Here is a 13,793-nt window from a genome sequence, read left to right on the forward strand (position 1 = left end):
TTCCCGCATTACGAATTGACGCGGGTCGCGGGCGCGACGCGGAGCAGCGGATAGAGGGCAAGAAGTCTCTCGACGATTTTTGAAACCTCATCGCCCAGCGGAGCGAAGAGCCGTAGCTTCCAGGCGATGATCTCGGAGACGAGACCCTGCGCTTTCAGGCGCTCGACCATCGTGTCGGAGAAGCCTGTGAGTTCGAGCCGATGCCGGTTCATCACGAGCGCACGCTTGAGCACCAGCCCGTCAGTCAGGACGAGGCTCGCGCCATCTTGCATGACCGCCGCAATGGCGGCGGGTGGCGCGAGGGCAGGCGCGCCGGCGCCCGTCGCCTCAAGGAGCATAGCGGCGCTTGCCGGCGAGACGAGCCGGCCAATGGCCCGTTCGCGCTGATCGGTCTGCAGGCGATAGACCCGCGCGGCCTCGTCGGGGAACCTATTCCAGACCGGCAGCAGGAGGCCGGTCACGATATGGAACGTGCTCTCGGTCAGTTCGGGAAGGGAGGCGGCCTCGCTCTCCCATGCCCGCTGAAATTCTTCTGAAGATGCATCGCGCCAATGCGAGCGCTCCAGCGCCTCAACCGTGATCACATCGGCATGGGCAGGCCGCAGCAGCCGAACGCGTGGTACGACCGAGCCGTCATCCTGCATCAACGCGGACGCCGGCAGCTTCACCGCCGCGCGGCCCGACTGGTCGTTGATCATCAGTCGCAACTTTTGCGCAGCCGTCGCATAGCCGAGCGCCGCGTCGAGCGTCGTGATCCGCGTCTTATCCTTGCGCAGGATGGTCAAGAGCTGCGTTTCCGCGCCGCTCCCGCCATGGACGGCGATGGTCTGGCGATTATTGACGACGAGGCTTTCCGCCATCAGCGTTTCTACGCCGACATCGAAGACGCCGGCCTCGATCGCCGCCTCGATTTGCGCCGCCATCAGCCCCTCGAACACGTCGAAGAGAAGATTCTGCAACGCGATCGGCAGTGCGAGGATGCGGTTGAGGAAAGTCGAAATCGGCGGCAGCTCCTCCTTGAGGCTGCCGTCCTGATCGGTGAGATCGAGGCCGGTCGCTTCCGTAAAGCCCGTCAGCGAGCAGCCTTCGACCTTGCCGGCGAAGACGAGCTGATACAGCCGGCGCAACGCCGCGCGACCGTAAGGGGATTCGAGATTGTCCTCCGGCCGGAACAGGCCCTGACCTCCTGTCTGGCGCTGGCCGCGCGTGATGGCGCCGAGCGTGTCGAGCCGACGGGCGATCGTCGAGAGAAAGCGCTTTTCTCCTTTCACGTTGGTCGCGACCGGCCGGAACAATGGCGGCTGCGCTTGATTGGTGCGGTTGGTGCGCCCTAAGCCCTGAATGGCGTTATCCGCCTTCCAGCCGGGTTCGAGCAGATAGTGGACGCGCAGGCGCTGGTTCCTGGCGCTCCGCTCGGCGTGATAGGAGCGGCCCGTGCCGCCGGCATCGGAAAAAACGAGGATGCGCTTCTCGTCATCCATGAAGGCCTGCGTTTCACCAAGATTGGCGGAGGCCGGCCGGTTCTCGACGCAAAGCCGGTCGGAGCCATCGGCGTTGGTCTTGCGCACGATCCGCCTTGAGCGGCCGGTGACCTCGGCCACTATATCCGTCCCGAAACGCTGAACAATCTGGTCGAGCGCGCCCTGCACGGCGGGCAGCGCCGCGAGATGCTCGATCAGACGATCCCGTCGTTCCATCGCCTCGCGCGACTGGACCGGATTGCCGTGCTCGTCGATTACCGGGCGCGAGTGAAGATCGCCATTCTCGTCGGAATAGACTTCAAAAAGCTGTGTCGGGAAAGAATGGGCGAGGTAGTCGAGGACATATTCGCGCGGGGTGATATCGCAGGAAAGATCGCCCCATTCCGAGGACGGGATTTCCGCAAGGCGGCGCTCCATCAAGGCTTCGCTGGTCGAGACGATCTGGATGACGGCGCTATGGCCGGCTTCCAAATCGCGCTCGATCGACGCGATGAGGCTTGGGACCTTCATCGCCGTGATCAGATGATTGAAGAAGCGCTGCTTGTTGGATTCGAAAGCCGAACGCGCCGCGGCCTTGGCGTTACGATTATAGGCCCTGCCGCCTTCACCGGTGATGTTCGCCGCCTCCAGCGCCGCGGTCAGATTATTGTGAATGATCTCGAATGCGCCGGCATAGGCGTCATAGATACGGATTTGCTCCACTGAGAGCGGATGCTCCAGCATCTCGACCTCGACCCCCGCATAAGAGAGGGCGCGCGACGCATAGAGACCGAGGCTTTTCAGATCGCGCGCCAGCACCTCCATGGCGGCGATGCCGCCCGCCTCCATCGCCACGACGAAATCGGCGCGCGTCGCGAAGGGCATGTCGGTCGAGTCCCAGAGGCCGAGACGCGTCGCATAAGCGAGATTGGCGACCGTCGTCGCCCCGGTCGCCGAGACATAGAGGACACGCGCGCCGGGCAGGGCGTTCTGTAATCTCAATCCGGCGCGGCCCTGCTGCGAGGCGGTCTTCTCGCCGCGCTCGCCCTTGTCGCCCGCCGCATTGGCGAGCGCATGCGCCTCGTCGAAGACGATGACGCCGTCGAAATCGGCGCCTAACCAGTCGATGATCTGTGACAGACGCGACGCCTTAACCGCGCCATCGCGGCCTTGCCGTTCATCCGAGCGCAGGGTTGCATAGGTCGTAAAGAGAATGCCCTCAGAGAGCTTGATCGGCGCGCCCTGCTTGAAGCGGGACTGCGGAACGATCTGCAGCTTCTCCTGGCCAAGCGCGGACCAATCGCGCTGCGCGTCCTCACACAGCTTGTCTGATTTCGAGATCCAGAGCGCCTGGCGACGGCCCTTCAGCCAATTGTCGAGGACGACGCCCGCGACCTGACGTCCTTTACCGGCGCCGGTGCCGTCGCCAAGATAATAGCCGCGGCGAAAGCGGACCGCCTTCTCGGCGTCATCCGGCGCGACGGAGACCGTGTCAAAACTTTCAGTGACGAGGAAGGCGCCGGCGAGAAGGTCGCTATGGGCTTCGCCGGCATAGATGACGCTCTCAAGCTGCGCGTCCGAAAGGCGCCCAGACTCGATCACGCTCTTTGGCAGATGCGGTCGATAGCTGGGCTTTGGCGGCGCGACCGACGCCATGGCGGCGGATTGAACGAGCGTCGTCGGATGCGGCTTCGCGCCGTCAATTGAGATCGACTGCACCGCATAGGGCTCATAGAGCCCGGCGCTGAGCGCGCCGCCCTCGGGCGCTTTCCAGTCGCGACACTCATAGGCGAGTTCGACGATCTCCGCGCGCGGGCTAGGGGAGGGAAGAGCGACGGCGTTGCGATGCGCTGACTCCGCAAAGGCGAGACGCGGCGCGGCGCGGCGCGGTTCAATGATCGGCGTGAAACGCTTCGCGGTCGAACGGACGCCTACCTGGATAGGCTTATCGCTATAGCCAACCGCGGCAGCAAGAGACGCGCAGGGCGGAATTTCGCGCTGCACCTGCGCGAGCAATTCCGAGAGATCGGCGACCGGACCGAGGCCCGCGACTAATTCTTTCGGGTTCTCCGAGGGCGTTTTGTCGAAGACCGAAAGCCGGCTTTCGACGCTCGTCCCATGCCGCGCGAAAAATCCGCGCGCGAGCGAGGCCGTGAACACCAGCCGGCCCTGTTCCTGCAAGCGTTCGAAGCTTCGACGCCAGCTGTTCGCGGTCGGGGAGAAATTCTCACCCGTGATGGCGACGAGGCGTCCGCCATTTTGAAGGCGCGCGAGAGAAGCGCGGATATGCTCGAAAGTCGCCGCGGCGTGCCGTCCCTCGATCAAGGGCGACGCGGAGAAGGGCGGGTTCATCAAGACGACGCTGGGAACCAGATCGGCGTCGAGACGATCGTGGAGCTGCGCGCCGTCGATGCGGCTGAGCGGCGCTTCAGGAAATAGACGTTTCAGGAGATCGGCGCGCGTCTCTCCCCATTCATTGAGGATGAGTTTCGCGCCGGCGCGTTCGGCCTGGATGGCCAACATCCCCGTGCCGGCGGAAGGCTCAAGCACGACATCGCCCGGAACGATCCCCGCCGCGATGCTCGCGACATAGGCGAATTCCAGCGGCGTCGAGAATTGCTGCAGCGCTTGGGCTTCCTCCGAGCGGCGCGTTTCGCTCGGCAGCAGCGCGGCGATTTTCTTGAGCATCGCGAGAATGCGCGCCGGATCATTGGCAGTCCGCACAGCCATTGCTGGCCCATAGCGACGCAGGAACGAAACCTGCGCCGCCTCAACCGCCTCGTAGGCGCCCTTCCAGCTCCAGGCGCCTTGCGCATCGCTCGCGCCGAACGCGCCTTCCATTGCCGCGCGCAGGGCAGGGGCGTCGATGACGCGTCCCTTTGCAAGGTGCGTGACGAGCGTCTGCGCCGCCATCATCAGCGCATGCGGCTTGTCTGTCGAAATGAAGGAAAGTTCGGCTTGTTGGCGGGGCGTAGCGGCGAGGATCGGGCTCATCGAGTGTCTCCGGGATTGTGACCAGCCCGGGACGCTCTCTCTTTGCGCCTCCCGGGCTCGCCCTCCCGGCCAAGCCCTCTTGCTCTTTTCTCCCCCGCCGCCGCGCCGACGATCAGCGCCATGACGCCGCCGCCAATCCGTCAGGACGACCACGCGGATTTTTGTGTTGCTTGACTGCGCCGCGCGGCGGCGTTCGCGCGACAGCGCGCGCGCCAGGCTATGGCGTAAGGCCGATCCGTCGGCGTCAGCAGATCCAGAATGTCCTCGGGGCAGTCGCTCTCGCAGGGCCCCATGTGCTCGGTCATATCTTTGTATCCGAACACGAAGCCTTCGGCGTCGCGCGGGTTGTAGTCGGTGAGGCAGACGAACGCGAAGACGGCGCTCTCGCCGCCGTTGCGGCGCTGTTGCTCGACGGCGGCGTAATAGGTGTCGCCAAGGAGCGTTGAGCGCAGGATCTTTGATCGGCCTTCCGCATTCTCGAAGGTGAATTGCGCGTCGAGATACTCACGCGGTCCTGCGTGACCGCCAAGCGATTGCATATAGAGCCAGCCCATGGCGGCGCCTTTCAAAAATGGAAGGAGGACGCGCGCGCCAGTGCGCGCGCGACGGTGTCGGAAGACAGAAATTCAGGGCGCGACGAATGCGCGTCTCGAGCGGACGCGCCGAACGTCAGCATCGACGCGGCAGCCGCGGAGGAGGGCGGGACAGCCCGCGCCATCCCGCGTCCAGCATCATTCCGCGGCCGTGGCGTGCGGTTCCTCTTCCTCAGCGTCGGGCAGAGCCGCGTCGTCATCATCGCCGAGAAAATCCGGCAAGGCGTCGCTTTCCTCCGTTTGGACGATTTGCGCGTCGGCCGCCTGCGTTGACGCGCCGCGCAGGGGCTCGGGCAGCCAGCCGGTTCCCTGAAGCAGGCGCTCCGCTTCGACAGCCATGTCGGATTTTTTCAGATGATCGATCATCTGCGCCGTCGCTTCGCCCTTCGCTTCGCGCACCGCCGCCAGGATCCGCGCCTTGGTGACCTTGCCGAAATAGCTCTCAACCGTCGGCGTCCAATGCGCGCTCATATCGAGTCCGACATGTTCGGCCAGTCGATCGGCGTGATCCAGTGGCTTTGAGCGACGTTCGTGTGGAAGCTGCAGCGCGTTGACGCTCTGGCCGACACAAAAGGCGAAAAGCCCGGCCGTCGACTCGCGATCCGCTTTGACCAGCCAGTCCCAGAGATCGTCCGATTTCTTGGGCAATCGCAATTGCCAATGGCCCTGCGCCTCATCATGTGCCCGCGCCGTAACGCTATCGGCGAGGCCGGAAGTATAGCCGCCGAGTAGCGCGGATTTGGCGTCGATCTCCACGCAGCCGTCGAAGCGACCGGAAGAGTAAAAGCTCTTCAGCGCCAGCGCATGGGTCGCCGCGAGAAACGCCGCCTCCGGATCATTGGCGAGGGCGACGCGCAGAGCCAGCGTGCGGTGCGCGGTGAGGTCGCTCATCAATCGGTCGGAGAGTTTTGACGAGACTTCCGTCTCGTCCCGGTCGGCCGCGGTTTCATAAGGGTTGCGGACTGCGCCGTCGCCCGCAGGCTTTGGGGCGACCACAGATCCCCTGGGTTCGCCAGCGGCCGGCGCGCCGGCGGGCTCCTCATCTTCGGGACGGACAAAGCCGCGCTCGACCTTCAGGGTGCCGTCATAGTCGATGCTGACAAAAATCCCGGCGCGCGGGAGTTCGGTCGGATCGTAGATGGCCGGTCGCTCGTCAACCGCCGCGATTTCCTTTTCGAGTTCCGCGAGCCTGCGGTCGACCTCTTCGGGAAGATCTTCCGCGCCCTCGTGCTCATCCGACAGCGCGTCATATTCGGCGAGCGCGGCGTCGTAACGCGCCTTCTGCTCCTCCGAGATCTGCGCAAATGTCGCCGGCAGCCGCCGCAGCCCATTCGTGTGACCATAGGGGAAATCGATCGCGATCTGCGACCATTTCCAGCCTTCGGCGCGCAGCGCGTCGGCAGCTTCCGCGAGCTTCTCCCGTGCGAGACGGTCGAGCAGCGCCACATCCTGCAGCCAGCCGCCGTGATCCTGCTGGAAGAGATCGCGAAGGACGACGCCGCCCGCCGCCTCATAGGCTTCAACGCCGACGAAGACCGCGCGCTTGTCACCGGCCTTCACCGCGCCTTCGGTCAGCAGGCGCCGGATCGTGTAGGGCTCCTTATTGTAGGACCGGCTGAGAGTCTCCCAAACTTCCTCCTGCCGCGCACGGTCGTCGGTGACGCAAAAGGCCATGAGCTGCTCGAGGCTCAATTCCTCGGCGACGTAAAGGTCGAGCAGTTTCTGGCTCGCCGCCGCGAGTTTCAGTCTCTGTCGCACCACCGGCGCGCCGACGAAAAACCGCGCGGCGATCTCGTCAATCGTGACGCCCTGATCCTGCAGATTCTTGAACGCCCGAAACTGATCGAGCGGATGCAGCGCCTGGCGCATCGTATTCTCTGCGAGGGAATCCTCTTCCTCGATCCCGTCGGTTTTCACGATGCAGGGGACGGGCGCGTTCTTCGCGAGGCGCTTCTGCTTGACGAGCGATTTAAGCGCCGCGAGACGTCGCCCGCCCGCGCTGACCGCGAATTGCCCTGTTTCGGCGCCCCCGTCGTCCAACACGGGCCGCACGCTCAACGACTGCAGCAGTCCACGCCTTACGATATCCTCGGCCAGATCCTCGACACTCACCCCCGCCTTGATCCGCCGCACATTCGCATCCGACGCCACAAGCTTGTCGAGCGCGATATCCCGCGCCGCCGTCAGAACAATCTTCGCCATGTCCCTGAACTCCGCGACGGATGGGCGAGAGCCTCTCTCACCCTGTTCTCCGTCGAAAAGCCCAAAGGGCTCTCTCGCTCTCAGGCCGCCGCCTCCCCGCCGCCGCAGCCGGGCACGTTCCGCACCTCGGCGCCCGCGCGCGCGTAAGCCTCGGCGACCGCGGCGAGCGGCGCATAGGAGAGCGCGCGCCAGGGCGGCAGATCGGCTGGCTTGCCGACCGCGATCATCGGACCAGGAACCGCGAGGTCCGCGACCTTTCCCAAATCGACCATGCGGCTATCGATCACGGGCAAGCCCGCCGCGATCGCCGCGGCTTTGACTGTCTCGCAGTCATAGCCGCTCAGCCAGCCGGCCTCGTAATGCAATGAAAACCCGCCTCTTCCGATACTGAGATGCCCACCTTCAGTGGCGAGGGCCTTGGCGATCGTCTCGGCGTAACTGTCGGTCATGAGCGCAACCTCCGCGACGGGCGCGCGGGAGCCTCTCTCTCGCTTTCCATCCCGTCGTGAAGCGCGCTCCCCGCTCTCGCTCTTTGGAAAAGCTTCGGCGAATGGCCCGGCGCGCGGCTGCGGGCGGCAGACTGTCCCGCGAGCGTGGCTTGACCGACGATGGTCCCGTTTTGGGTGCGCTGCGGCGCGACGCGCAAGCCGGCCAAGTCTAATAAACTGGCAAAAATTCCCGAATTGCCCTTGGCAGCCGCACGGGAATCTATGACAGTGCGCGGGCGGTTTCGTGAGTTTTTCGGGGCAAGATGGTCGGCAGCGGGCCAAAGCGGTCGCGTAAGGCTAATAAAGCGGGGGGTAAGGCTGAGGCGGATCGACGACGCCGGCTCATGGTCGTCACGATCGCTGATCGGCTCGATTCGCCTTATCTTGCAAACCTTGCGAACCGACTGATCGCCGAACACGCGGCAAGCGGCTTGTCGAAGCCGGAATTCGCCGAATTCGTCGGCATGTCAGGGTCGCAATTTCGCTATGTGCGTCGCCGGCTCGGGAACCCGTCCATCACGATGTTGGCGGAAATTTCGAAAAAGCTTCGCGTCCCGCTCTACGAGTTGCTCGAAGCCAAGCCGGTTCGCGATCGTAAGAATCCCTCCGGGGCGAAAATGGTCGAGACGATCGGCGCCGTCGTAAACGAGCGCTTCCGCAATAGCGGCCTGACCAAACAGGAATTTGCAAAATTTCTGAACGTTTCCCTACCGCAGCTCTACCTCATCACCGATGGCGTATCGAACCCGTCGCTGCTCGTGCTCGTCGAACTCGCGGAACGATTGGACATCAGCTTGTGGGAATTGCTCGGCGTCGAATCAGCACGCAAACCGGCGAGCGGCGCCAACCGCGCGGCGAAACCAAAAACTTCGCGAGTTGCGCGGCTTCCTGCTCAACGAGGAGCATAAGGAGCGAGCGCACAGGGTCCATTCCTTGGTTTGCGCCCCCAGCGCCCGCCTCGACGCCTTGTTGGGTCAGCGATTAGGTCTCCCGCGCGAGGCCGCGCATTCTGATGAGATATTCACCGCCGCCGCGCTCGCCCAAGGCCGGCCTCAGCCGCGCGGAGTCCTGTTCCCGAACCAACCCAAGACCGCCGCGATCAAGGCGCGGAGGCCCGTCGCATGGGGCGGTGCCTCCTGGGCTGGGGGCACATCCAGGCGATCCAGATACCGCCGAACGTCGAACATCGGGTCGCCGACAGCCCTCGCCGGATAGTGCGGGCAAGCCTTGCCGTGCCGCCGCGTCAGGCGGTCGGACGGGACGACCGTCCCCAGGTTGGCGTCGTAGGCAAAGTACGCGCTACGGGGCGGGTCTCCCATCCAGGGGCTCACCAGTTGCACGACCAGGCCCACGGCCGTCGACGCCAGCACGCCGTTCGGCCAGACGACCTGCGGCCTGCTGCCGGCGACGCCGTACCGCTGGGCCTCAGCCTTCAGTCGTTCATCGGTGACCAGCTGCAGGCATCGCAAGCAGGGCTCGCCGGGCATCGACAACACGACCTGGCCGCTAACCAGGCTTTGCCCCGAGCTCGGCAACGGTGTTACGTCCATGCCCATATCGATGTAGGGGATCATGAAGCGGCGGCAGAAGGCCTCGAGTTCGTCCTTCGAGCCGATATGATCGAGGCCGCCGACAATGATGTCGCAGCCCTTCAGAAGGTCACCAACATCCTGCCACTTGGCGCGGCGCATGACGATCCGCGCGTCCGGGTTCACCGCGCGGATCACCTGTGCGGCGATCTCCACCTTCGGGCGCTCAGCCTTCACGTCCTCCAGGGTGCCGCCGACCAGCCTGTTGAGATTGGTCAGGGTGATGATGTCGTCGTCGAGGAGGACGAAGCCGCCGATCCCAAGGTGGGCCAGCTGCTGGGCCACATGCGAGTTGCCGCCGCCCAGTCCGACCAGGCCGACGGTCGCCGCCGCCAGCCGCGCGTCACTGTTCGCGCCGAGGAAGCTTTGTCGATCAAGCCAGGTCATGGGCCCCCCATTCGCGCTGCATCGGCGCGTCGATACGCTGGAACTGGTCGATGGTCACCGGCGGCCGGTGGTTGGCCAGCCACAGGAGGCCGTGGGCGGCGTCGTTGCTTAGGACAAGCAGGCCGTGCGGCATACGCGGCGTGGTTTCGAAGAAACCGGGGACGAAGTCCTTGGCGCTGTTCAAGTCCACGCCGCTGAACCCTGGCTTGCCGTGGCCGCCGTGCGTGTGGACGTGCAACAGCGCCGCCGCAGGCCGGTAGGCCGACTGCACGGCCTTGCGCATGGCTGCCGAGCCGATCTTGGCTCCGACCTTGCGGTTGACCTCGTAGTCCTCATCCGCGACCGGCATATAGTCGCGGACCGTTAGAAGCAGGCGGTCGCCGAGGTCGGCGGCGCCGGCCGTGAAGAAGCCCACGCGTTCGTAGGCGAAGGCGTGCGGCCGATGGAGGTCCTGGCGGACGGCGTCCAGCAGCCGGCCGTCGATCTTCAGATGTACCGTCATTGCAGCGGCCTCAAATGCGCGCCCAGGATCTCGTCCCAGCCGAGGCCGGGATCGACGCCGTTCCACGACATGGCGTGCCATGGCGCGCCGAGGATGTTGTGCGTGGTCCAGTTCTGGCCGCGGTTGGGGAAGGGCTTCGACAGGAAAAGGCGGGAGACGTAGCCGCTGTGCTGGCGGGGGCAGAGCAGGCCGTCGACCGTCTCCACCGCGCCCGCGTGCTGGACCCGCAACTCCGGAAGATGGACGAGCGGTTGCCCGCCATCTTCGTGGAGTTCGGCCCGACGGCAGATCCGGCGAAGCTTGCGCAGTTCTGACGCCGGGTCCCTCACGACGAGTGCCCCGCCGGCGGGTGCGAGGAGAACTCCATGCCCTCGCGGATCTTGATGTGCTCGCCCGGCTTCAGCTCGCGGAACTCGCCGTCCCGCTCAATCAGGTCGAGCAGGTAGCCAGCCGGGGCGGAGAACACCGCGATCAGCTGTTCGGTTGTGTAAACACCCCGTTCCAGCTCGAACGGCGCCTCCTTGTAGTAGACCGTCACCGTCTTGGGCGGGTTGCGCAGCATCAGCCGCTCCACACCCTTGCCGGCCAGGTCCACCTGGTCGTCGTCGTCGAGGACGACGTCGCCGTCCTCGTTGTCGAGCACGAGCACCCGCCCATCCTCAACCTTGGCCAGGAACTTGATGTGCTTGGCCGCCAGCTTCGCCTTCGGCCACTTCATCGAGAGCCCCTCCACGGTGAAGCGGTGGAGGTCATCGCCGCGTGTGACGAAGAAGCGCTCGACGCCTTCCTCGCCCAGGTCGACGGGTTCGGTGGGGCGGATCGACTCCAGCTCGCCAGAACGCAGGTGGCGCAGGATGACGAACGCCTCGATCGGATGGGCGCCGGCGGCTTCAGCGATCTGCGCGCCGACCACCGTGCGGTCGTCGAAACGCACGCGGCGGAACTGGAAGGTTTCGTCACCAAGCTCGACCGAGAAAACGCCGGCGGCGTCTCGGTCGATGGCGCTCTCCTCCTGGGGAATGAGCTGGGTCATGGGGTGGTTCACCTCGGTCTTGGGTTCAGGGCCAACGCCGGCCCGCGACAATGGTGATGACAGCAATTCCTCACGGAGTCAATATAACGCACTATCGCTGGCGTTTATGTTTGTGTAAAGCACATTAGATGTCAGCTCCATTGACACAGCTTCGCAAAGCTGTCATTATGTTTGCATGGACGACATGGAAATCTACCGGCAGCTTGGCAAAAACGTCGCACGCCTACGGAACGAGAGGGGCAGCACTCAGGCCGAGATCGCCGCGCAGATCGGGCTGACCCGCGCGTCGCTCGCCAATATCGAAACCGGTCGCCAGAAGGTCCTGATGCACCACGTCTTCCGCCTGGCCAACGCGCTCGACTGCGCCTCCATCATCGAACTCGTGCCCGCGAGCTTTGATTTCTCCGACGACGTCCAGCCGATCACCACCCACGGCAGTCCACTCAGCCAGCAGCAGCATGCGCTGGTGCAGCGGTTCGTTCAGTCAGCCGGAAAGCGCTGACCATGGCGGACAAGGCCAAGGCCCGCGCGGCGGCGCTCCGACTCATCGAAGAACACGGTGTGCGCGCCGCGCCTGTACCGCTTGATCGCATCATACGGGCGGCCGGCGTGGTCGTGCAGTATGGGCCTTTCGATGGAGAACTTTCGGGGATGGCCTTCATCAAGGACGGCCAGCCGATGATCGGCGTGAACTCTCTTCACGCCTCGACCCGCCAGAGGTTCACCCTGGCGCACGAGCTTGGACACATCCTCCTCCACCGACCTGTGCTCGAGGCCAGCGGCGTGCATGTCGACAAGGGGAGCCTGCGGCGCGACAGCTTGGCCTCTGAGGGCGTCGATGATCAGGAGATTGAGGCTAATAACTTCGCGGCCGAACTCCTGATGCCCGAGCCGCTACTCGCCGCCGCCCTCGATGGCCACAACCTCGACTTCGAAGACGAGGAGGCGGTCCAGGCCCTGGCTAAGAAGTTCAAGGTCAGCACCATGGCGCTGCAATTCCGAGTTCAGCGGATCTAAAGGGTGGACCAATGGGCTTCGTGATCTATGACCTTGAGACCACAGGCCTCAAAAAGCGCTTCGACCAAATCATACAGTTCGCCGCGGTCCGGACGGACGAGAGCCTTGCCGTGGTCGAGCGGGTCGAGTTCGAGGGCCGCCTTCGGCCGCACATTCTTCCCTCGCCCGGCGCCCTTCACATTACCGGGGCCCGCTACGGTGATCTGATCGACCCGCTGCGTCCGTCATATGACGCCATGATGGGCAGCATCCACGAGACCCTGATACGTTGGACACCTTCGATGTTCATCGGCTTTAACTCGGTCGGTTACGACGACGAGGTGTTGCGCCAGGCGCTTTATGAGGCCCTACGACCGCCGATCTTCATCACCAACATGAAGGGCAACTCGCGCGGCGATCTGCTCAAGCTCGCCCGCGTGGTCGGGACGCTCCGACCCGATGTCTTGAAGTGCGCTCGTGACGCGGATGGCCGCCGGGTCTTCCGGCTGGCCGAGCTTGCTCGGGCGAATGGGATCGATCCCGGCCGATCCCATACCGCCGACGCCGACGTGGCGACGACCCTGGCGCTCTGCCAGCTGATCGCCGCCAAGGCGCCGGTTCTCTGGTCGAGCTTCATGCGTTTCTCTAACAAGGCGGCCGTCATTGAGTTCATCGCCGAACACGACGCCTTCGCGGCGTTCGAGTTCACCGGCGGGCGGCAGGACGTTCATCCTGTGACGGCCATCGGCTTTAAGCCGGCCGACAAGAACGTGCGCTACTGCCTGGATCTGACGGCCGACCACAACACCTTGCGGCGAATGACGGCGGACGAGTTGCTGGCCGAAGTGTCGAAGCGCGAAGGGCCGATCCGCCGCCTGAAGGCGAACGCTTCACCGATCGTCACCGAGCTTTGGGAATTGGACGCCGAGTTGCTCGGGGATTTCACCGAGGCGGACCTCGAGGCGACCGCCGCCGCCGTTCGCGGCGACGAGAACTTCGTTCGTAGACTTGTTGCCGCCGCCATTGCTTCGGAACCCACCTGGTCGAAGTCGAGCTACGTCGAGCTTCAAATCTACGACGACTTCATCGAGGACCACGACGAAGGCGTCTGCCGACGCTTCCACGCCGCGCCGTGGCCCGACCGCCTCGCCATCATCGACCGCTTCCAAGACCCTCGGCTGAAAAAGCTTGCGCGTCGGCTCATCTACTTCGAACGTCCCGATCTGCTGGACGCCGACATGCGTGGGCGGATGGACTTGGCCGTCTGGGGCCGCCTCAGGGGCCAGGAGCCGAACGCCCCAGGTCGCACCTTCGCCGCGACACTTCACGAGCTCGACGCGCTGCAGGCCGAGGTCGTGACGATTGATCCCTCGCTGCGGAGCTACCGGGCCTATCTGCAGGCGCAGCTGGTCGCCGCCGCGTGAGGCCACTGGCCACTCGGCCTAGCATCCCGTCTGGACCGGCGGGGGCCCATCGCGGGGGCGGCAGCCGAGCGACCGCCATCACCAGGTTTTCCGGAGGCAGACTGCGGGCGCATCGCCGAGGACGG

Annotated in this window: 12 protein-coding genes; 4 read left to right on the forward strand and 8 right to left on the reverse strand. The window is 64.7% G+C overall.

Annotated elements, in window-relative coordinates:
• Window positions 1-8 precede the first annotated feature (8 nt).
• The 4 genes from IYY11_RS04575 to IYY11_RS04590 all read right to left on the reverse strand — a co-directional run bounded on the left by IYY11_RS04575 (window position 9) and on the right by IYY11_RS04590 (window position 7,698).
• Entirely contained in the window at window positions 9-4,454 is a 4,446-nt protein-coding gene (locus tag IYY11_RS04575; RefSeq protein WP_196402909.1) for a strawberry notch-like NTP hydrolase domain-containing protein, read from the reverse strand.
• A gap of 140 nt (window positions 4,455-4,594) precedes the next feature.
• Complete coding sequence (locus IYY11_RS04580) at window positions 4,595-5,008, reverse strand: hypothetical protein (RefSeq protein ID WP_154454061.1); 414 nt, start codon at window positions 5,006-5,008, stop codon at window positions 4,595-4,597.
• Window positions 5,009-5,185: 177 nt separating this feature from the next.
• Window positions 5,186-7,249, reverse strand: a complete 2,064-nt coding sequence (locus tag IYY11_RS04585; protein ID WP_154454060.1) for a ParB/RepB/Spo0J family partition protein — start codon at window positions 7,247-7,249, stop codon at window positions 5,186-5,188.
• Between the two features lie 80 nt (window positions 7,250-7,329).
• Complete coding sequence (locus IYY11_RS04590; RefSeq protein ID WP_154454059.1) at window positions 7,330-7,698, reverse strand: hypothetical protein; 369 nt, start codon at window positions 7,696-7,698, stop codon at window positions 7,330-7,332.
• A gap of 383 nt (window positions 7,699-8,081) precedes the next feature.
• On the opposite strand from IYY11_RS04590, the gene IYY11_RS04595 reads away from it, so the two are divergent.
• Window positions 8,082-8,645: a helix-turn-helix domain-containing protein gene (locus IYY11_RS04595; RefSeq protein WP_195838309.1), complete on the forward strand. Its 564-nt coding sequence runs from the start codon at window positions 8,082-8,084 to the stop codon at window positions 8,643-8,645.
• A gap of 144 nt (window positions 8,646-8,789) precedes the next feature.
• Here the strand turns inward: IYY11_RS04595 and IYY11_RS04600 are convergent, their stop codons facing one another.
• The 4 genes from IYY11_RS04600 to IYY11_RS04615 are packed head-to-tail and all read right to left on the reverse strand — an operon-like array spanning window position 8,790 to window position 11,248.
• Complete coding sequence (locus IYY11_RS04600) at window positions 8,790-9,713, reverse strand: HesA/MoeB/ThiF family protein (RefSeq protein WP_154454057.1); 924 nt, start codon at window positions 9,711-9,713, stop codon at window positions 8,790-8,792.
• On the reverse strand, window positions 9,700-10,215 hold the full coding sequence (locus IYY11_RS04605; RefSeq protein WP_154454056.1) for a hypothetical protein: 516 nt from the start codon (window positions 10,213-10,215) through the stop codon (window positions 9,700-9,702). The genes IYY11_RS04600 and IYY11_RS04605 overlap by 14 nt, the downstream gene beginning before the upstream one ends.
• A complete protein-coding gene (locus IYY11_RS04610) occupies window positions 10,212-10,544 on the reverse strand; it encodes a hypothetical protein (RefSeq protein WP_154454055.1) in 333 nt (110 codons plus the stop codon). Before IYY11_RS04610 ends, IYY11_RS04605 begins: the two co-directional genes overlap by 4 nt.
• Window positions 10,541-11,248, reverse strand: a complete 708-nt coding sequence (locus tag IYY11_RS04615; RefSeq protein WP_154454054.1) for a multiubiquitin domain-containing protein — start codon at window positions 11,246-11,248, stop codon at window positions 10,541-10,543. The genes IYY11_RS04610 and IYY11_RS04615 overlap by 4 nt, the downstream gene beginning before the upstream one ends.
• Window positions 11,249-11,432: 184 nt before the next feature.
• Between IYY11_RS04615 and IYY11_RS04620 the strand changes: the two genes are divergently transcribed.
• The 3 genes from IYY11_RS04620 to IYY11_RS04630 are packed head-to-tail and all read left to right on the forward strand — an operon-like array spanning window position 11,433 to window position 13,668.
• Window positions 11,433-11,750, forward strand: coding sequence for a helix-turn-helix domain-containing protein (locus IYY11_RS04620; RefSeq protein ID WP_196392045.1), 318 nt, complete (start codon window positions 11,433-11,435; stop codon window positions 11,748-11,750).
• 2 nt (window positions 11,751-11,752) lie between these two features.
• Complete coding sequence (locus IYY11_RS04625) at window positions 11,753-12,265, forward strand: ImmA/IrrE family metallo-endopeptidase (protein ID WP_154454052.1); 513 nt, start codon at window positions 11,753-11,755, stop codon at window positions 12,263-12,265.
• Window positions 12,266-12,276: 11 nt separating this feature from the next.
• Complete coding sequence (locus IYY11_RS04630) at window positions 12,277-13,668, forward strand: exonuclease domain-containing protein (RefSeq protein ID WP_154454051.1); 1,392 nt, start codon at window positions 12,277-12,279, stop codon at window positions 13,666-13,668.
• Window positions 13,669-13,793: the final 125 nt, after the last annotated feature.

Origin of the sequence: Methylocystis sp. H62 (assembly GCF_015709515.1) — a bacterium.
In the GTDB taxonomy this organism is placed as follows: domain Bacteria; phylum Pseudomonadota; class Alphaproteobacteria; order Rhizobiales; family Beijerinckiaceae; genus Methylocystis.